This is a genomic window from Streptomyces sp. NPDC048353, assembly GCF_055587165.1.
The window spans coordinates 525,996-544,947 of sequence record NZ_JBVJGU010000004.1 but is presented as its reverse complement, the minus strand read 5'-3'; the positions used below and the strand labels follow the sequence as shown (position 1 = coordinate 544,947).

General features: G+C 72.9%; 16 protein-coding genes. 5 read left to right on the top strand and 11 right to left on the bottom strand.

Annotated elements, in window-relative coordinates; all coding sequences use genetic code 11:
• Window positions 1-23: 23 nt before the first annotated feature.
• Window positions 24-1,517, bottom strand: coding sequence for a DNA-binding protein NsdB (locus ACZ6RC_RS17600; RefSeq protein ID WP_391137241.1), 1,494 nt, complete (start codon window positions 1,515-1,517; stop codon window positions 24-26).
• Window positions 1,518-1,751: 234 nt separating this feature from the next.
• Between ACZ6RC_RS17600 and ACZ6RC_RS17595 the strand changes: the two genes are divergently transcribed.
• The 3 genes from ACZ6RC_RS17595 (at window position 1,752) to ACZ6RC_RS17585 (ending at window position 7,523) form a co-directional block, all read left to right on the top strand.
• Entirely contained in the window at window positions 1,752-2,876 is a 1,125-nt protein-coding gene (locus ACZ6RC_RS17595; protein ID WP_391137244.1) for an aminoglycoside phosphotransferase family protein, read from the top strand.
• 361 nt (window positions 2,877-3,237) lie between these two features.
• Window positions 3,238-5,175 (top strand): N-acetylmuramoyl-L-alanine amidase, encoded by a 1,938-nt coding sequence (locus ACZ6RC_RS17590; protein WP_469583869.1) that lies wholly within the window; start codon window positions 3,238-3,240, stop codon window positions 5,173-5,175.
• 158 nt (window positions 5,176-5,333) lie between these two features.
• Complete coding sequence (locus ACZ6RC_RS17585) at window positions 5,334-7,523, top strand: terpene synthase family protein (RefSeq protein ID WP_469583866.1); 2,190 nt, start codon at window positions 5,334-5,336, stop codon at window positions 7,521-7,523.
• Window positions 7,524-7,592: 69 nt separating this feature from the next.
• On the opposite strand, the gene ACZ6RC_RS17580 is transcribed toward ACZ6RC_RS17585, so the two are convergent.
• The 8 genes from ACZ6RC_RS17580 to ACZ6RC_RS17545 form a co-directional block, all read right to left on the bottom strand.
• Window positions 7,593-7,961 (bottom strand): RNA-binding S4 domain-containing protein, encoded by a 369-nt coding sequence (locus tag ACZ6RC_RS17580; RefSeq protein ID WP_391137252.1) that lies wholly within the window; start codon window positions 7,959-7,961, stop codon window positions 7,593-7,595.
• Between the two features lie 17 nt (window positions 7,962-7,978).
• On the bottom strand, window positions 7,979-8,479 hold the full coding sequence (locus ACZ6RC_RS17575; RefSeq protein WP_391137255.1) for a hypothetical protein: 501 nt from the start codon (window positions 8,477-8,479) through the stop codon (window positions 7,979-7,981).
• A 786-nt stretch (window positions 8,480-9,265) separates the two neighbouring features.
• On the bottom strand, window positions 9,266-9,676 hold the full coding sequence (locus ACZ6RC_RS17570) for an ACT domain-containing protein (protein WP_391137258.1): 411 nt from the start codon (window positions 9,674-9,676) through the stop codon (window positions 9,266-9,268).
• A 48-nt stretch (window positions 9,677-9,724) separates the two neighbouring features.
• Window positions 9,725-9,970: a DUF397 domain-containing protein gene (locus ACZ6RC_RS17565; RefSeq protein WP_391137261.1), complete on the bottom strand. Its 246-nt coding sequence runs from the start codon at window positions 9,968-9,970 to the stop codon at window positions 9,725-9,727.
• Window positions 9,971-10,043: 73 nt separating this feature from the next.
• Window positions 10,044-11,210, bottom strand: a complete 1,167-nt coding sequence (locus ACZ6RC_RS17560) for a thiolase domain-containing protein (RefSeq protein ID WP_391137264.1) — start codon at window positions 11,208-11,210, stop codon at window positions 10,044-10,046.
• Window positions 11,203-12,276, bottom strand: a complete 1,074-nt coding sequence (locus ACZ6RC_RS17555) for a thiolase domain-containing protein (protein ID WP_469583859.1) — start codon at window positions 12,274-12,276, stop codon at window positions 11,203-11,205. Before ACZ6RC_RS17555 ends, ACZ6RC_RS17560 begins: the two co-directional genes overlap by 8 nt.
• Complete coding sequence (locus ACZ6RC_RS17550) at window positions 12,273-13,313, bottom strand: Zn-ribbon domain-containing OB-fold protein (protein ID WP_469583856.1); 1,041 nt, start codon at window positions 13,311-13,313, stop codon at window positions 12,273-12,275. Before ACZ6RC_RS17550 ends, ACZ6RC_RS17555 begins: the two co-directional genes overlap by 4 nt.
• Window positions 13,314-13,380: 67 nt before the next feature.
• A complete protein-coding gene (locus ACZ6RC_RS17545) occupies window positions 13,381-14,181 on the bottom strand; it encodes a crotonase/enoyl-CoA hydratase family protein (protein ID WP_391137273.1) in 801 nt (266 codons plus the stop codon).
• 176 nt (window positions 14,182-14,357) lie between these two features.
• On the opposite strand from ACZ6RC_RS17545, the gene ACZ6RC_RS17540 reads away from it, so the two are divergent.
• Together ACZ6RC_RS17540 and ACZ6RC_RS17535 are read left to right on the top strand one after the other, a co-directional pair.
• Entirely contained in the window at window positions 14,358-15,992 is a 1,635-nt protein-coding gene (locus ACZ6RC_RS17540) for an acyl-CoA synthetase (protein WP_469583851.1), read from the top strand.
• Window positions 15,993-16,131: 139 nt separating this feature from the next.
• Complete coding sequence (locus ACZ6RC_RS17535) at window positions 16,132-16,941, top strand: pentapeptide repeat-containing protein (protein ID WP_453616899.1); 810 nt, start codon at window positions 16,132-16,134, stop codon at window positions 16,939-16,941.
• A 26-nt stretch (window positions 16,942-16,967) separates the two neighbouring features.
• Here the strand turns inward: ACZ6RC_RS17535 and ACZ6RC_RS17530 are convergent, their stop codons facing one another.
• Together ACZ6RC_RS17530 and ACZ6RC_RS17525 are read right to left on the bottom strand one after the other, a co-directional pair.
• Window positions 16,968-17,519: a cupin domain-containing protein gene (locus ACZ6RC_RS17530; protein WP_469583848.1), complete on the bottom strand. Its 552-nt coding sequence runs from the start codon at window positions 17,517-17,519 to the stop codon at window positions 16,968-16,970.
• A 64-nt stretch (window positions 17,520-17,583) separates the two neighbouring features.
• A complete protein-coding gene (locus ACZ6RC_RS17525; RefSeq protein WP_469583845.1) occupies window positions 17,584-18,807 on the bottom strand; it encodes a cytochrome P450 in 1,224 nt (407 codons plus the stop codon).
• Window positions 18,808-18,952: the final 145 nt, after the last annotated feature.

Below are 18,952 nucleotides of genomic sequence, written 5' to 3'. Positions count from 1 at the left end.
CGGTCCTCTGGCGTCGTCGGTCCTCAGATGCCGCCGACCCTCGGGCGCCTCGCCGCGGGCTTGGGCAGGGCGAGGGCGATCTCCTCGCGGAGGTCCTCGATCCTGGCGTAGCCCGCGTACTGCCCGGTCAGCCGGTACATCTCGCGCAGCCGGTCCCAGGTGCGGTGCGAGGACGTGTCCCCCATCGACACCAGCGCCAACCGTGCGTAGCGGTCGGCCTGTTCGGGATCGTCGGCGATGAAGCAGGCCGAGGCGAGCGAGATGTAGTCGAAGAGCTTCGAACGGTTGTGGCCACTGCGGCGGAGCTCCAGCGCCAGCTTGGCGTGACGCTGGGCCGGGACCGCGGCGGCCGGATCGTGTTCGGCGAGCGTGCGGTAGGCGAGGGCCTGCATGCCGTGCATGTCCGCCTCGTCGAAGTTCTGCATCCAGCTCGGCGGCTCGACGTTCCTCCGGTCCGAGACGAACAGCTCCTCCGCCTCGCCGAGGGTCCGCCGCATGGCCTGGCCCTTGCCCATCGACGCCTGCGCCCAGGCCTCGATGGTGTGCAGCATCGCCTGTGTGCGGGGCAGGACCTCCTCACCGGAGCCGGACCTGGCGAGCTTCATCAGGTCCAGGGCGTCGTCCGGCCGGCCCAGGTGGACCATCTGCCGGGCGGCGCGGGAGAGCGCCTCGCCGGCGCGGGGCCGGTCGCCGCCCTCGCGCGCCGCGTGCGCGGCGATCACGAAGTACTTCTGCGCGGTGGGTTCCAGGCCCACGTCGTGGGACATCCAGCCGGCGAGGACCGCCAGGTTGGCGGCGACGCCCCACAGGCGCCGCTGGAGGTGGTCGGGGTGGTGGTAGGCGAGCATGCCGCCCACTTCGTTGAGCTGTCCCACCACGGCCTTGCGCTGGAGGCCGCCGCCACGGGAGGCGTCCCAGGCGCGGAACACCTCCACCGAGCGTTCCAGCGCCTCGATCTCCTCCGACCCGATGGGGGCCGCTTCGTAGCGGTCGAACCCGGCGGGTTCGGCGTGGAGGGGATCGGCGGCCCGGGCGGGCCCTTGGTTCCGTGAGGGGTCGGTGTGCAGCCAGTCGTGCATGGCGTTGCTGAGTGCGGAGCCTGCCGCGAGCGCGGCGCCCGCGCCCACCAGGCCGCGTCGGTTGAGCATGAGGTCCATTCCCGTGAATTCGGTGAGGACCGCCGCCGTACGTTCGGGCGCCCAGGGCAGCGCGTCAGGGTTGTCGGTGTTCCTGACGTTCTGCCGTTTCCCGGCACGCCCGCGTCGTACGAACCCGAGGTCCTCGATGGTCACGACACGGCCGAGTCGCTCGGTGAACAGTGCAGCCAGCACCCGGGGGACGGGATCGCGCGGGGTCTCCCCCATGTCGATCCAGCGCCGCACCCGCGAGGTGTCGGTCGCCAGTTGGGGGTGGCCCATGGCCGCCGCCTGCCGGTTCACGAGTCTCGCGAGTTCGCCCTTGGACCAGCCGGTCAGGCCGAAGAGGTCTGCCAGGCGGGTGTTGGTCTGTCCGGTCACGTCAAAGCCCCCAGGTTCTCGGCTGAGTTGACACTAACCCCGTGTCATAGGGCTGGCGACTATTCGCCAGGGTTCGCCAGGGTGCGCCCGATGTTCCGCCACCCGCGCCCCGGTGTCAGGTAGGAAAGCGCCACCCCGCCCCGGCAGCCGGCCCTCATTCCCCAGGGTGCGGCCCGGAGGTCGGGCGGGGCGACGCACGCAACTCGTCGGCGCACGAAGGGATCTGTCTCCTCCATGTACACAGCATCGTCCTCCGTGTCCGCCCCGCCCCGGCCGCAGCACCGCTCCTTGCCGACCGGTGGCGGACCGTACCTCGCCCCCGCGGCCCCGGCGGTCCGGCCACGGCGCTGGGCCGGGGGCGTGACCCCCGCGCCCAGCGGAAGAATCGATCTGTCCGGCCCCCAGGGGGCCCAGGTGCGGATGGCCATCGCCTCCGTCCACCGGATCTGCCCGGAGTTCAACCCCGTGCAGGTGCTGCGGCGCAGCGGCCGTTCGGTCCTCATCGTCGGGACGACGGGACGGACGACGGCGGTCGCGAAGTGTTTACTGGACCACTCCCCGGCCTGGGTCGAGCGGTTCCAGCACGAGATAGCGTCCTACCGCGCCTTCGTCCGGCACCGGCCACCGGTGCGCGCCCCGCGGCTGATCGCCGCGGATCCGGAGAACTGCACGCTGGTCATCGAGCGGACGCCCGGTCGGGCGGCGGCGCTGACACGCCACCCCGTGGAGGCCCCGCCCCGCGCCGACGTCCGGGCGGCGCTCGGGGCGATCGCCCGGCTGAACGCCTGGCGTCCACCGGCCGGCACCTTCGACGCCCCGCTCGACTACGCCTCGCGGATAGCGCGCTATCACGAACTCGGGCTGTTCACCGACCGTGACCGCGACGACCTGCAGAAGTTGCTCCACGGCCTCGCCCACGCGGGCGGCCGGCAGGGCATGGGCCAGTTCTGCCACGGCGACGCCCTGCTCTCGAACATCCTCCTCTCCCCCACGGGTCCGGTCCTGGTCGACTGGGAGCACGCGGGCTGGTACCTCCCGGGGTACGACCTGGCGACGATGTGGGCGGTGCTCGGGGACGCTCCGCTGGCGCGCCGCCAGATCAGCCAGCTCGCGCAGCAGGCCGGGCCGGCGTCCCGGGACGCCTTCCTGGTGAACCTGATGATCGTGCTGACGCGGGAGATCCGTACGTACGAGACGGCGGTGCAGCGCACCATCAAGGAGGCGCCGCCCGCCGGTTCGGTCCCCGTTCCCTCCGGCGCGGTCTCGCCGGGTGAGGAGCAGCGGCTGCTGCTACGGCGGCTGCACGACGACTGCGCCATGGCCCGGCGGGCCGTGCGCGCCGCGGTCGGCACGCGCTGAGACGCGCGGAGGCCGATCGACGAAACGGGGGAACGCCCCGCCCGCCCGGTGCCGACACACCGGGGCGGGCGGGGCGTCGCCGTTCCCGGAGCGAGGGCCCCCGGATGGAGATGCGTCGTGGCGCGGGCGCCGCGGGCGGCATTGGTCCATTCCACTGACGGGCCGCAGGCCCGCGGCCCGTCGGAGCGAAAGCGCGCGGCAGTGCTGCTGACATGGGAAATCCCGTGCCGAGGGGCGTGATTGACGGATCGTCCGGGAGCCGATACCCCTGTACGGGTTCGGCTCCGCACGCACCCTCGTCACCCCGTTCCCGGAGGTTGCCTTGCACCGTTCCGCATCGCGCAGGAGGGTCCCGAGGGCGGTGGGCGCCGTGGCGTCCGCCGCTCTGCTGTTCCCGCTCCTCGGCGCCGTCCCGCCGGCGACCGCCGAAACCCCGGAGGCGGTGGACGGCGGGGCGGGCGCGCTGCAGCGCCAGTTCGCGGCGGCCGCCGCACGGCACGAGGTGCCGGAGAGCGTGCTGCTCGCCGTGGCGTACCTCCAGTCGCGGTGGGACACGCACGGCGGTGCCCCGAGCGTGACCGGCGGCTACGGCCCCCTGCACCTGACGGACGCGGTGACCGCGCTCGCCGAGGCCCCGCACCACGCGCACGGCACGGAGGACGCGCGCGGCGACGGCTCCCGTAGCCGCAGGACGGTCACGGCCGCGGCCCCTGCGTTGCCGAAGGCGGCCGATCTGCCGGCGCGGCTGCGGACGCTGGACCGGGCGGCCGCGCTGTCCGGGATCTCGGCCGAGGAGCTGCGGACGAGCACGGCGGCGAACATCGAGGGCGGGGCGGCGCTGCTCGCCGCGGCCCAGCGCGCCTCGGGGCGGCCCGCGAGCGCCGACCCGGCGGACTGGTTCGGGGCGGTGGCGCGCTACTCCGGCGCGGACGACGTCGCGACGGCCAGGACGTACGCCGACGACGTGTACGACGTCATCCGAGTCGGTGAGAGCCGTACGACGGACAGCGGGCAGGTGGTCAGGCTCCCGGCCGACCCGGACATCGCGCCCGCCACCGAGCAGGTGGAGTCGCTGGGCCTGCGGACCGCGGACAGCGGACGGACCGAGTGCCCGCGGACCGTGGCCTGCGAGTGGATCCCGGCTCCCTACGAGGAGTTCGGGGACGGCGACTACGGCAACCACGACAAGGCCGAGCGGCCCGCGTCCCAGTCGATCGACTACATCGTCGTGCACGACACCGAGGCCACGTGGGACGTCACGCTGAAGCTGGTCCAGGACCCCACCTACGTCTCCTGGCAGTACTCGCTGCGCTCCTCGGACGGTCACATCGCGCAGCATCTGCCGCTGAAGGACGTCGGCTGGCACGCGGGCAACTGGTTCGTGAACGCCAAGTCGGTCGGTCTGGAGCACGAGGGCTTCCTCGCGGCCCCGGACTCCTGGTACACGGAGGCGATGTACCGGGCGTCGGCGCGTCTGGTGCGCCATCTCGCCCGGCGGTACGGCATCCCGCTGGACCGGCAGCACATCCTCGGCCACGACAACGTCCCGGGAACGCTCGCCTCGACCATCGCGGGGATGCACACGGATCCGGGTCCGTACTGGGACTGGGCGCACTACTTCCGGCTGCTCGGCAGCCCGTTCACACCGACCGCCGGGCCGGGTGCGGCGGTGGTGACGATCCGGCCGGACTATCCCGTACACCGGCCGGTGTACACGGGCTGCACAGCGGCAGGTCAGGCGTGCGCCCCGCACGGCAGCGGCGCGGTACGGCTCCACACGGCGCCGGACGACGCGTCCCCCCTGGTGCGGGACATCGGTCTGCGGCCGGGCGGGCAGGACTCGACGACCGGTGTGAACGACACCGGCGCGCGGGCCTCGACGGGCCAGCAGTACGCGGTGGCGGAGCGCCGCGGGGAGTGGACGGCCATCTGGTACCTGGGGCAGAAGGCCTGGTTCCACAACCCGAAAGCGCGGCCCACAGCGGTGAACGCGCGCGGCTGGGTGCTGACCCCGAAGGCGGGAGTCGCGGAGGTCCCGGTGTACGGACGCGCCTATCCGGAGGCGTCGGCATACCCGGCCGGCGTACCCGTCCAGGCGGTGTCGCCGCTGCCGTACAGGCTCCTGGCCGGGCAGCGGTACGTGGTGGGGGACCGTACTCCGGGCGAGTACTACTTCGCCCCGGTGTTCGATACCACGGGACATCGGGTCGTGCGCGGCCAGGAGGAGTACTACGAGATCCAGTTCGGGCACCGGGTCGCCTTCGTGCGCGCCGCTGACGTGCGGGTTTCCCGCGCCTGAGCGGAGTGGCACGGGAACGGCCGGGGGTGTCGCCGGACAGGAGCTCCGGCGACACCTCTCGGCGTTCATATGACTATTCCGGGCTCTGTGTGGGTCGTACGGGTGAGGGGTAATGCTGGGCCGGATATCGACCGCTTTCACCGAGAGGCCCCGCACGCATGGCTCAGCCCTTCGTTCTGCCGGATTTCTACGTCCCGTATCCGGCGCGGCTCAATCCCCATGTGGAGGTGGCCCGTTCGCACACCCGGGAGTGGGCGCGGGCCATGGGGATGCTGGAGGGCTCCGGCGTCTGGGAGGAGCACGACCTCGAGTCCCACGACTACGCGCTGCTGTGCTCGTACACCCACCCGGACTGCGACGCCGAGGCGCTGTCGCTGGTCACCGACTGGTACACGTGGGTCTTCTTCTTCGACGACCACTTCCTCGAGGTCTTCAAGCGCACCCAGGACCGGCCCGGCGGCAAGGCGTATCTGGACCGTCTGCCGCTGTTCATGCCGATGGACGCGGCGGCTCCGATGCCCGAGCCGACCAACCCCGTCGAGGCCGGCCTCGCGGACCTGTGGACCCGAACGGTCCCGTCCATGTCGACAGCGTGGAGGGAACGGTTCGCCGAGGCCACCGAGCACCTGCTGTACGAATCGTTGTGGGAGCTCGACAACATCAACGAGGGGCGGATCGCCAACCCCGTCGAATACATCGAGATGCGCCGCAAGGTCGGCGGGGCGCCGTGGTCGGCGGGTCTCGTCGAGTACGCGGCGGGCGCCGAGGTGCCGGAGCAGGTGGCGCACTCCCGGCCGCTCTGCGTGCTGCGGGACACGTTCTCGGACGCGGTGCACCTGCGCAACGACCTGTTCTCCTACCAGCGCGAGGTCGAGGACGAGGGGGAGAACAGCAACGGCGTCCTGGTCCTGGAGAAGTTCCTCGGATGTACGACCCAGGAAGCCGCCGAGGCCGTCAACGACCTGCTGACCTCGCGGCTCCAGCAGTTCGAGAACACGGCGCTCACCGAAGTACCGGCGCTCGCCCTGGAGAAGGGCCTCACACCGGCGGAGTGCGCGGCGGTGGCGGCCTATACGAAGGGCTTGCAGGACTGGCAGTCGGGCGGCCACGAGTGGCACATGCGGTCCAGCCGGTACATGAACGAGGGCGCGGAGACCGGACCGTCGCGGCTCTCGGGGGTGCTCGGCACCTCGGCGCTGGACATCAGGAACGTCTTCGGCCGCCCGGCGGCCGCCCGGCTGCGGAGCCTCACCCATGTCCCCCACCAGAAGGTCGGCCCGTCGATCCTTCCCGCGTTCGACCTGCCCTTTCCCCTGACGCTGAGCCCGCACCACGCGGAGGCGAAGCGGCGGTCCGTGGACTGGGCCGAGCGGATGGGGCTCCTGGGCGACATCTGGGACCGCCCCATGCTGGAGGGGTTCGACCTCGCACTCTGCTCGGCGGGGCTGGATCCGGACGCGACCCTGGAGGAGCTGGAGCTCAACGCGGAGTGGCTGACCTGGGGCACGTTCGGCGACGACTACTACCCGGCGGTGTTCGGCCGGCCGCGTGACCTGCTGGGGGCGAAGGAGTGCACCGAGCGGCTCAAGGCGTGCATGCCGGTGGACGACCCGGCCGCGGGAGCGGCGATCGCCCTCACGACGATGGAGCGGTCCCTCGCCGATCTGTGGATCCGTACGACCGCGCCGATGGGGCCGGGCGCGCGGGCGCAGCTGCGGGAAGCGCTGGACCGGATGCTCGACAGCTGGATGTGGGAGCTGCACAACCAGGCGCAGCACCGAGTCCCCGATCCGGTGGACTACCTGGAGATGCGGCACAACACGTTCGGCTCCGACCTGACGATGATGCTGTGCCGCCTGCGGCACGCCCATGAACTCCCGCGCGGGATCTTCCGGTCGGGGACCGTCAACCGGCTGGAGAAGTCGGCATCGACCTACGCCTGCCTCGTCAACGACCTGTTCTCGTACCAGAAGGAGATCGAGGTCGAGGGAGAGGTCCACAACGGCGTCCTCGTGGTGCAGAAGTTCTTCGACATCGACTATCCGACCGCCGTGGGCATGATCGACGACCTCATGCGCGGGCGGCTGAACGAGTTCCTGCACGCCAAGGAGCACGAACTGCCGGTGCTCTACGAGGACTTCGGGCTCGGTGCGCAGGGGCGGGCCGCGATGGAGGCGTACGTACGGGAGCTGGAGGACTGGCTGGCGGGGATCCTCCATTGGCACCGGGAAGTGCGGCGTTACGCCGCGGAGGACGTGCACGCGGGCAGCGGGACGCCGTTGCTGGGCCGGGGCCCGACGGGCATCGGGACCTCGGCCGCGCGGCTGGCGTCGCAGTTCACGCCGTAGGCCGGTGAAGGGGCGCCGGGGAGACCCGGGGCCCCACCCGCGGGGGGCGGACGGTTCAGGCCGGGTGGTTCAGGCCGGGCGGTGGCCGCGCAACTGGTCGAGCTCGCGGCGTTCGCGCTTGGTCGGACGCCCGGCACCCCGGTCGCGGACGCCCGCGAGGGCGACGTGCTCGCGCGGGGGCGGCGGCGGGCTGTTGTCGACGTAGGCCGTGGCGGCGACGGGCGGACCGACGCGCTTGGTGAGCAGCTCCTTCACCTCGACGATCCGCTCCCGGCCGCCGTGGAAGAGGCGGACCTCGTCGCCCGGCTTCACCGGCTGGGCGGGCTTGGCCCGCTCGCCGTTCACCTTGACGTGGCCGGCCCGGCAGGCCGCGGCGGCCTGCGAGCGGGTCTTGGTGAGGCGGACCGCCCAGATCCAGCTGTCGACGCGTGCGCTCATCGGCCCCCGCCCCTCCCTCAGCCCTGCTGGAACAGTTCGGCCGGCAGCGGCTTGAGCAGAGCGTACAGGTCGTCCGTGATCGGCCGGTCCCAACTGGCGATCGTGACGAGGACGTTGTCGCTGCGGTCGAACTGCACGCAGGAGATGCGGCTCTCCGAGAGCTTGACGCGGCGGACGATGAGCAGGTTGTCACCCTGCATGACCGGCATGTCCTCGGTCTCCACGACCTCGACCGGCTCGTCGTTCTCCAGCGCCGCGAGGAGCTGGGCGACCTCGAAGGGGATCTGCCCGTCGGCCAGCTCGCGCGCCGGGGAGCCCGCGGGGAGGTTCCCGATGATCATCGCGGGGCCGCGGCCGCCGAAGAGGTCGTAGCGCAGGAAGACGCCCTGGCAGGTGCCGTCGGGGGCGGGGAGCAGACCGGCGCCGAGGTTGCCGGGCCAGTCGCCCGGGTCCATGGCCAGGACATCGAAGTCCGGGCCCGCGGGGGTGGCGGCGCTGCGGCGGCGGAGGAAGGACATACGGCCATGGTACGTGCCCGGGCGCCGGACACGGCGCGCCGGGGCGGGGCCACACCGCAAGCCGACGCGCCCGCTCCCGAGGGGGTCCGGGGGCCTCTCGGGGCGGGCGGGGCGACACGGGTCCTGGGGCTCGGGGACAGGTTCCCCCAGGGGGCGACGCCGGTCCGGATGGGCCTCGGCGCGAGCGGGAGGGGCGAGGGTCGGGGCTGGGGGACACCATGCCCGGTGGGGCGGGATGGGCGTCGGCGTGAGCGACCGGCACGGGGGCGGGGCGGGCGTCCGGGGACGGGGCGGCTCGGCGCGGGTAAGGGGGCGGGGCTGGGGGACGCCGCGCCCGGCGGGGCCCGGGGCGGCCTCGGCGAGAGGCCGCACTGGGCCGTCCGGGACAGCTCGGGTCAGGTCGGGGAGGTCGCTCGCCCGGCGGAGGAGGGAGCCAGGGTGGGACATCGCCCCAGCGGCGAACCCACCCGCTCGGGCCCCGGGCGCGGCCGGACCAGGGCGCGCACGCCGAGCACCGCGCCGAAGGGCCGAACCGAACACGGGCCGCGCGCACCTCGCCGTACGCCCGCCCGGCGGGGCAGCCACCCCCGGCCACCGCGCCGTACGCCCCCCTCGCCTCGGGCAGGTGCCGCCCCGGTCCGCCGGGCTACGTCGGGCAGCGCGGCCGCTCCCGGTCTCCCTGCCGGCCCCGCCGGAGACGGGCGCCTGCCCGGGGAAGGCGACCCACACCGGCGGCCACCCGCCGCCTCGCCGCCCTCCGGCTCCCACCGGGCGCCGTACCGCCCCTCAGGCCGCGGAGCGGGACGCGCGTTCGGACAGGGTGTGGAGGACCATCAAGGCCTCCTCCGCGCGGGCGTGTTCGACGAAGAGGTGGTCGTGGTGGAAGCCCGCGACGACGTTGCAGCTCAGGCCCGCCTCGGCGAGTTCGCGGGCGACCGCCGCCGTCAGGCCGACGGCGTCCAGGGCGGAGTGGACCCGCAGGGTGATCCAGCCCGCCACATAGTCGTACGCCAGCGCGGCCGCGTCGGCCTCCTCCTGGCGTACGACCAGGGTGAGCCCTTCCCTCTCGGCGACGGTGGCGACCGGGGCGACGCCCGCCGGGACGGGGCCGGCCACGGTGGCGAAGACGAAGCGGCCGGGGTTCAGCTCCGGCCGCATCCCGGCGACGAGCCGGGTCAGATCACGCTCTGCACTCATGATCACCACCCTAGGCCGGGCGGGACCTCCCCCAGACGTGACGGCGCGTCACGTCAGGTCGAACTCGCCGTCGCGCGCGTTGCCCACGAACGCCCGCCACTCCGCCGGGCTGAAGATCAGCGACGGAGCTTCGGGCCGTCCGCCGTTGCGCATCGCGATGAACCCTTCGACGAAGGCGATCTGGACGTCTCCCGCGCCCTGGCTCCCCGAGCGCCAGTCGGCGTTGCTGAGGTCGAGTTCCGGCTTGTCCCAGGCCGCGAAGGCGTGCTGGGTGGTGGTGGTGCTGTCCGTCACGTCCGTGCTCCTCCCGCATCCCGCGTCGTCGTCCGGCCTCAGCGTAGCGAGCGGTACGGGCGCCCGACAGACCTCAGGAGGCCGGCGGCCGGTCCCCCACGAGCCACATCGAGAAGAACTGCGCGCCCCCTCCGTACGCGTGTCCGAGCGCCCTGCGCGCGCCTTCCACCTGGTGCTCTCCCGCCTGCCCCCGGACCTGCAGCGCGGCCTCGGCGAAGCGGATCATGCCCGAGGCGCCGATCGGGTTGGTGGAGAGGACTCCGCCGGAGGGGTTCACGGGCAGGTCCCCGTCGAGCTCGGTGACGCCGGCCTCGGTGAGCTTCCAGCCCTCGCCCTCCTCCGCGAAGCCCAGGTTCTCCAGCCACATCGGCTCGTACCAGGAGAAGGGGACGTACATCTCGACCGCGTCGATCTCCCGGCGCGGGTCGGTGACGCCCGCCTGCCGGTAGACGTCGGCGGCGCAGTCCCGGCCCGCCCGCGGCGAGACGAAGTCCTTGCCGGCGAAGAGGGTGGGTTCGCTGCGCATCGCGCCGCCGTGGACCCAGGCGGGCGGATGGGGCGCGCGCTCGGCGCCGGCCCGGTCGGTGAGGATCATCGCGCAGGCGCCGTCGGAGGACGGGCAGGTCTCGGAGTAGCGGATCGGGTCCCAGAGCATCGGGGAGGCCTGGACCTTCTCCAGGGTGATGTCGTGTTCGTGGAGGTGGGCGTAGGGGTTCTTCAGCGCGTTGCGGCGGTCCTTGTACGCGACGAGGGAGCCGACGGTGTCCGGCGCGCCGGTGCGGCGCATGTAGGCGCGCACGTGCGGGGCGAAGAATCCGCCGGCGCCGGCGAGCAGCGGCTGCTGGAAGGGGACGGGCAGGGACAGGCCCCACATGGCGTTGGACTCGGACTGTTTCTCGAAGGCGAGGGTGAGGACCGTGCGGTGGACCCGGGCGGCCACGAGGTTCGCGGCGACGAGGGCGGTGGAGCCGCCGACCGAGCCGGCGGTGTGGACGCGGAGCATGGGCTTGCCGACGGCACCGAGGGCGTCGGCGAGGTACAGCTCCGGCATCATCACGCCCTCGAAGAAGTCGGGGGCCTTGCCGATGACCACGGCGTCGACGTCCGCCCAGGTCAGCCCGGCGTCCTCCAGGGCGCGGACGGCGGCTTCGCGGACGAGTCCGGCGATCGAGACGTCGCGGCGGGCGGCGACGTGTTTGGTCTGGCCGATCCCGACGACGGCCACGGGCTCCTTAGGCACGTGATTCCCCTTCCAGGACGGCGACCAGGTTCTGCTGCAGGCAGGGGCCGGAGGTGGCGTGGGCGAGGGCGCGGTCGGAGGCGCCGCGGTGGATGCGGGCGGCGGCCTCGCCGAGGCGGACGAGTCCGGCGGCCATGACCGGGTTGGCGGCGAGGGCCCCGCCGGACGGGTTGACCCTGACGCTCTCGTCGAGGTCGAGGGCCTTGCGCAGGACGACCTCCTGCGCGCTGAAGGGCGCGTGGAGTTCGGCGGTGTCGACGGGCCGTTCGAAGGCGCCGGCGCGTTCGGCGGCCAGCCGGGTGGAGGGCGAGTCGGTCAGGTCGCGTACGCCGAGGGAGTGGGCCTCGATGCGGTGGTCCATGCCCCGGATCCAGGCGGGGCGGGCGCACAGTTCGCGGGCCCGGTCCCCGGCCGCCAGGATCACGGCGGCGGCGCCGTCGCCGACGGGCGGGCAGTCTCCGGTGCGCAGGGGCCGGACGAGGTAGTCGCCCTGGGGGCGGGCGCCGGGCAGTTGGGCGTGCGGGTTGGCGGCCGCGTCCTGGCGGTTGCGCGCGGCGATGCCCGCGAGGGCCGGTTCGTCGGTGTCGCCGGCGTCGATGAGCGCCTGGGCCTGGAGGGCGGCGAGGGCGACGGAGTCGGGCCAGAGGGGGGCGAGGTAGTAGGGGTCGAGCTGGCGGGTCAGGACCTCGCGTACGTTGCCGGCCGAGGACTTGCCGGAGGCGTAGACGAGCGCGGTGTCGGCCTCGCCGGTCAGGAGCTTCACCCAGGCCTCGTAGAGGGCCCAGGCGCCGTCCGTCTCGACGTGGGACTCGGAGATCGGCGGCCAGGCGCCGACGCCGTCGAGGGCCATGGTGAAGGAGAAGGCGCGTCCGGCGAGGTAGTCGGAGGAGCCGGAGCAGGTGAAGCCGATGTCGGCGGTCGACAGGCCGGTCTGGCGCAGCACGTCGTGGAGGACGGGCATGACCATCTCGACCTCGGAGAGTTCGTCCGTGTGCCGCCGGTGGTCGGTCTGGGCGAAGGCGACGATCGCCACCTGCCGCTCGGGCGTGGCTCGCTCGGCGCTCACAGCAGCTCCTTGTACGTCTCGTAGTCGGCGTCGGGTTCGCCGCAGGGGCGGTAGTGGTCGGGGTAGCGGCTGTCGTCGCTCCAGACGGGCTCGACGCGCAGGCCCATGCGGACCTGGTCGTAGGGGATGCCGCCGATCCGGCCGTGCAGGGCGAGCCCGGCGCCGTCGAGGGCGATGTGGGCGTAGACGTAGGGGACTTCGATGTCGAGGTTCTTCGCCTTGATGTTGACGATGCAGAAGGTGGTGACGGTGCCGCGCGGGCCGACCTCGGTCCGGTCGGTGGTGGCGACGCCGCAGGTGGGGCAGGCGCCGCGGGGCGGCACGTAGACCTTGGTGCAGGAGGGGCAGCGTTCGCCGACGGTCCTGCGTTCGGTGAGGGCGTGGAGGTAGCCGGTCTGGGCGCGTCCGGGGCTGTACGTGTAGTCCAGTCGGGCGGGGGCGACGATGCCGGTGACGGGGTCGGGGAAAAGCCCGTCGTGGTCGCGGACTGCGGTGGCGGGACGGTCGGCTTCGGTGGCGGGGTGGCCGGCTTCGGTGGCCGAGTGGCCGGCTGCGGTGCCTCGGCGATCGGCTTGCGTGGTGTCGTCCGCGCACGGTTCGAAGCAGGCGATGTCGGTGATGGCGCCGTGCCGGTCCTCCGCCCAGCGGATCCGGACCCGCATGCCGGTGTGGACGGCCTCGGGGCCGGGTGCGTCCAGGGCGTGCAGCAGGGCGGTGTCGGCGCCGTCGAGGCGGACGAGGACCCAGGCGAAGGGGGTCGTCAGCGGCTGTCCGCGGCTCGGTTCGTGGTTCCAGGCCCAGGTGGTGACGGTCCCGGTGGGGGCGACCTCGACGAGGGCGCGCAGTTCGGCGGCGGTCACGGGGTCGTACTCGACGGGCGGGACCAGCACGCGACCGTCACCGGCCCGCACCCCGAGCACGGTCCGCTCGCGCAGCCCGGTCAGGAAGGCGGACTGGACGGGCCCGAGGGAGCGGGTGAAGGGGAACTCGACGACGAGGGGCGCGCGGAGGATGTCCGGTGCGGGGGCGGCGGTCATGGATCGGGGTTCCTTCCGTGAGGTGGGCGGTGCCGCGGGGCAGCGGCCGCTGCTCGGGTCCCGCCGGTCACTCGCGGCGGTACACCGGATCGCGCTTCTCGGCGAAGGCGCGGGCGCCTTCCTTCGCGTCCGCCGTCTCGAAGACCGGCCAGCCCCGCCGGAGTTCGGCCGCGAGTCCTTCGGTCTCGGTCATCTCGGCCGTCTCGTAGACCGACGCCTTGACGGCCTCGACGGCGAGGGGGCCGCAGGCGTTGATCCGCTCGGCGATGTCGAGGGCGGTCTCCAGGGCCCGGCCGTCGGGGACGACCCGGCCGACGAGGCCGATCCGGGCGGCTTCCTCGGCGCTGTAGGGGCGGCCGGTCAGCAGCATTTCCAGGGCGTGGGTGCGGGGGATCTGGCGGGGCAGCCGGACGGTGGACCCGCCGATGGGGAAGAGTCCGCGCCGCACCTCGAAGAGGCCGAAGGTGGCGGAGGCGCCGGCGACCCGGATGTCGGTGCCCTGGAGGATCTCCGTGCCGCCTGCCACGCAGTGGCCCTCGACGGCGGCGATCACCGGTTTGCGGGGGCGGTGGTGGCGCAGCATCGCCTTCCAGTGCAGGTCGGGGTCGGCCTTCATCCGGTCCCGGTACTGCTCGCCTTCCATGCCTTTGCCGGCGAGCGCCTTGAGGTCCATGCCGGCGCAGAACGCTCCCCCGGAGCCGGTCAGGACGACGGAGCGGATGCTGTCGTCGGCGTCGGCCTCCAGCCAGCCGTCGTACAACCCGACCAGCATGGGAAGTGAGAGCGCGTTCTTGGCCTCCGGCCGGTCGAGTGTGAGCACGAGTGTGGCGCCTTCGCGCCGCACGGTGAGGTGTTCGGTCCCACCCATGACGTCTCCCGTCTCCAGACCTAGAACAGGTTGCAGTAGGAGGGGGTCCAGTTCAATAGTTTTCTGACACTCAGTCAGTTTCTTCTGCGGGACCCCTTCCGCCCTCCGCCGGTCGGCGCTCTAATGACCGCCCGGGTCGGTTCCGGCCGTGACGATCAGCGGGGTCAGGAGGAACGGTGGAGTACAACCTTGCCGACCTGTTCGAGTCGGTCGTCGACGTGGTCCCGGACCGCGAGGCGCTCGTCTACGTCGACCACCCCGGCACCGGCTCCGAGCGCCGGCTCACCTACGCGCAGCTCGACGCGGCCGCCAACCGCGTCGCCCACCATCTGATCGACTCCGGCATCCGGCCGGGCGAGCACCTGGGTCTGCACCTCTACAACGGGGTCGAGTACCTGCAGACCGTGCTGGCCTGCCTCAAGGCGCGGATCGTCCCGGTGAACGTCAACTACCGCTACGTGGAGGAGGAGCTGGTCTATCTCTACCGGGACGCCGATCTGGCCGCGCTCGTCTTCGACGCGGAGTTCACCGGGCGGGTTGCCGCCGCGCTGCCGCGGACGGAGAAGCTGCGGCACCTCGTGCGGGTGGGGACCCGGCCCGAGGACGAGGCGGCGGCCCCGGCCCTGCGGTGCACGGCCTTCACCGACGCCGAGGCGGCGGGATCTCCGGAGCGGGGCTTTCCCGAGCGGTCGGGCGACGACCTCTTCATCATCTACACCGGTGGGACGACCGGGATGCCGAAGGGTGTCATGTGGCGCCAGGAGGACCTCTTCTTCGCGGGTCTCTTCGGCGGCGAACCGGCGGGCGAGCCGGTGAAGCGACCCGAGGAGCTGGCCGAGCGGGTGGCGGCGCGCGGCTCCGGACTGACCTTCTTCCCGACTCCCCCGCTGATGCACGGCACGTCGACGCTGACCTCGTTCGTCGCCTTCAACTACGGCCAGCGGCTCGTCGTCCACCGCAAGTACGTCCCCGAGGAAGTGCTCCGCACGATCGAGAAGGAGAAGGTCTCCAGCGTGTCCCTGGTGGGCGACGCGATGCTCCGGCCGCTCGTGGACGCGCTGCACGGGCCGCTGAAGGGCACGGACCTCTCGTCGCTGTTCAGCGTCTCCTCGTCCGGGGCGATCATGTCGGACACGGTGCGGGCGCAGTTCCAGGAGCTGGTGCCGAACGTGCTGCTCCTGAACAACTTCGGCTCCTCCGAGTCCGGCTCCAACGGCAAGGCGACGGACGACTCCGGCCCGGAGAAGGGCTTCCGACTGGAGGTCAACGAGCGCACCCGGGTGGTGGACCCGGCCACCTACGAGCCGGTGCCGGTGGGCGGGATCGGGCGCCTGGCCCAGCGGGGGCACGTGCCGCTCGGCTACTACAACGACCCGGCGAAGACGGCGGAGACTTTCTTCCGGAAGGGCGACGAACGCTGGGTCCTCCTGGGCGACATGGCGACCGTGGACGAGGAGGGCATCGTGACCGTCCTCGGCCGGGGCTCGCAGTGCATCAACACCGGCGGCGAGAAGGTCTATCCGGAAGAGGTCGAGCAGGCGCTCAAGTCCCACCCGGACGTCTACGACGCCCTCGTCGCGGGCGTGCCGGACGCGACGTGGGGCAACCGCGTGGCCGCGGTGGTCCAACTGCGCGCCGGGGCGGAACGGCTCGACCTGGACGCGGTCCAGTCCCACTGCCGCACCCGGCTGGCCGGCTACAAGATCCCCCGGCAGCTGGTGATCACCGACATCATCCAGCGCTCCCCGAGCGGCAAGGCGGACTACCGCTGGGCCCGGTCGGTGGCGACGGCAGAGGACGCGAAGAGCTGAGGGGGGCGGGGGGCGGCGCAGCTCGCGGGCCCGGGGGTGAGGCCCGCCCCGGCGGGGCGCGATACGGTGAGATGTCCGTCCGGCGGGGCCGCGTGCCCGTGTGGACGTCCGGCCCCCCGTACGAAGGAAGCGCACCACCATGCCCGAGACCCTGCGCGGTGACTGCGCGAACTGCTTCGGGCTGTGCTGTGTGGCGCTTCCCTTCGCCCGGTCGGCGGACTTCGCGGTGGACAAGGCGTCCGGCGATCCGTGCCGGAACCTGGGGGACGACTTCCGCTGCGGGATCCACACCAGGCTGCGGCCGAGCGGCTTCTCGGGCTGCACGGTGTACGACTGCTTCGGCGCCGGCCAGAAGGTCTCCCAGGTCACCTTCGGCGGCGTCTCCTGGCGGGAGGCGCCGGAGACGGCGGGGCAGATGTACGAGGTCTTTCCCGTGATGCGGCAGCTCCACGAACTGCTGCGCTATCTCACCGAGGTCCTCGCACGGCCCGCCGCCCGCCCCTTGCACGCCGAGGCGCGGAGCCTGCTGGCCCGGGTGGAGGGGCTTACCGAGGGCTCCGCGGACGCGCTGGAGAAGTTGGACGTGGCCGGCGTCCGCGCCGAGGTGAACCCGCTGCTGCTGAAGGCCGGCGCGCTGGTCCGGGCCACGGCCGGCGGCAAGCCGAAGAACCGGCGGGGCGCCGACCTGATCGGCGCCCGGCTCCGCGGGGCGAAGCTGCGGGGCGCGGATCTGCGCGGGGCGCTGCTGATCGCCGCCGACCTGAGCGGCGCCGACCTCTCCCTCGCCGACCTGATCGGTGCCGACCTGCGGGACGCCGACCTCTCCGGCGCGGACCTGACCGGCGCGCTCTTCCTGACCCAGCCCCAGCTGAACGCCGCCCGCGGCGACGCGGCCACGCTCCTCCCCGAGGGCTTCGAGCGCCCCTCGCACTGGGCTGGCCGCTGCTAGGTCGTGTTGCGGTAGCCCCCCCCCGCTCAGTCCGTCGGCGTCACGTCATGGGCGTGGCGCAGGGGGGTGAGCTGTTCGATGTCGTAGCGGCGGCGCAGTGCCTCCACCGCCGTGTGGTCGACGTCTGCGCCCGAGCCGAGGATGTCCAGCAGCTCCTCGAAGTACCTCTCGTGGTCCGGTGGCGGGGACGCCTGGAACAGCATCCTCGCGGGGTCCCCCGTCGGGTTGGCGAAGGCGTGCGGGCAGCCCGGCGGGACGAGGATGAGGGTGCCGGGCGTGGCCCGGACGACCCGGTCGCCGGCGGCGGACTCCCAGTCCCGCCAGCGGTCGGGGGTGCGCACCAGGGGCTCGAAGGCGAGGACGTCCAGCTCGCCTTCGAGGACGTAGAACAGCTCCTCGCTGTGGCCGTGGGTGTGGGCGCCGACGTCGAAGCCGGGCGGGACCTCGACCTCGAAGGTGGAGGCGGTCGCGCTGTGCTCGCCGGTGACCTTGAAGGTGACCCGCTGCGCCGCGGTGGTGAGGGTCCTGCCGTGGCCGGGCGGCACCACGAGCCCGTCACGTGTCCGGATCGCCGTCATCGCGCCATACGTCCTCTCGTGGCCGTCCTGTCGCCGTGCGGCCGGGCCGGGCGGTCCGACCGGGTCACCATGTGACCGGAAGGGTCTCGGGACCCCGGATCAGGGCACCGCGCTGCCACTGGATCTCGTCCTCCGGCACGGCGAGGCGGAGCCCGGGGAAGCGCGTCCAGAGCGAGTCGAGCAGGATCTCGGACTCGATGCGGGCGAGTGCGGAGCCCGGGCAGTAGTGGGGTCCGTGACCGAAGGCGACGTGGGGGTTGGGGTCGCGGTCGAAGTCCAGGCGCTCGGGGTCGGGGAAGACCTCCGGGTCGCGGTTGGCCGTCAGGTAGGAGACGTAGACGGGGTCGCCGCGCGGGATGAGGACGCCGCCGACCTCCACGTCCTCCATGGCGATCCGGGAGAGTCCGACGGCGTTGCGGTGCGGGATGTACCGCAGCAGTTCGTCGACGGCGCGGGGCAGCAGAGCGGGTTCGGCCCGCAGCCGGGCGAGGTGCTCGGGGTGGGTGAGGAGGGCGTAGACCATGTTGGCGCTGTTGTTGCGCACGGCGTGCGCGCCGCCGATCTGGATGAGGACGGCGAGGCCGACGGCCTCGTGCTCCTCGAGGGTGGTGTCGTCCACGGCGTCCGCGAGGACGGCGACGAGCGTCTCCTCGCCCGTGCCGTGGCTGCGGGCGATGAGGTCGGTGAAGTACTTCCCCATCTCGTCCTTGGCCCGCTCGCTGGCCTCGCGGCCGGCCGCGGCGGAGATGATCGTGTCGGACCAGTGGGCCGTCAGGGGCTGCTCGTCCTCGGGCACGCCCATCAGTTCGCTGACCATGGCGAGCGGGAAGGGACGGTTGACCATCGCCATGAGGTCGGCGGGGGCGCCGTGTCGCTCCACCTCGTCGAGGAGGCGGTCCATGGTGGCCTGGGCGTGGTCCCGCAGGGACCCCAGCGCGCGGGCGCTGAAGGCGCGGGCGACGACGCGGCGCATCCGGGTGTGGTCGGGCGGGTCGGCGAAGCCGACGGCACCGTCCATGGGGATGAAGTGGGGGGCGAGCCGGGTCACCTGGCGTCCCCAGACGGCCTGCCGGCTGAAGCGGGGGTCGACGGAGACGAACTTCACGTCCTCGTGGCGGGTGACCAGCCAGGCGTGCCCCTCGCCGTGGGGAAGCCGGACGCGGGTCACCGGGTCCTCGTGGAGCAGCCGGGCGAGCAAGGGGTCGAAGTCGAGACCGGTGAGGTCGGGCACGGCCCAGAAGTGGACCTGGGGGGCGTCGGTGGGCTGGGGGGTGACGGTCGTGGTCATGGGGCGGCCTTCGAGGGTGCGGGTGCGGGTCCGGTGCTCTCCCTGTCCCCTCCCCCGCTGTCGCACGAAATCGCACGGATGCGGTCAAACACACTCCATCGCGTGATCCCGCCCCCTCTGCCGACACGGTCTCCCCCGCGGACCC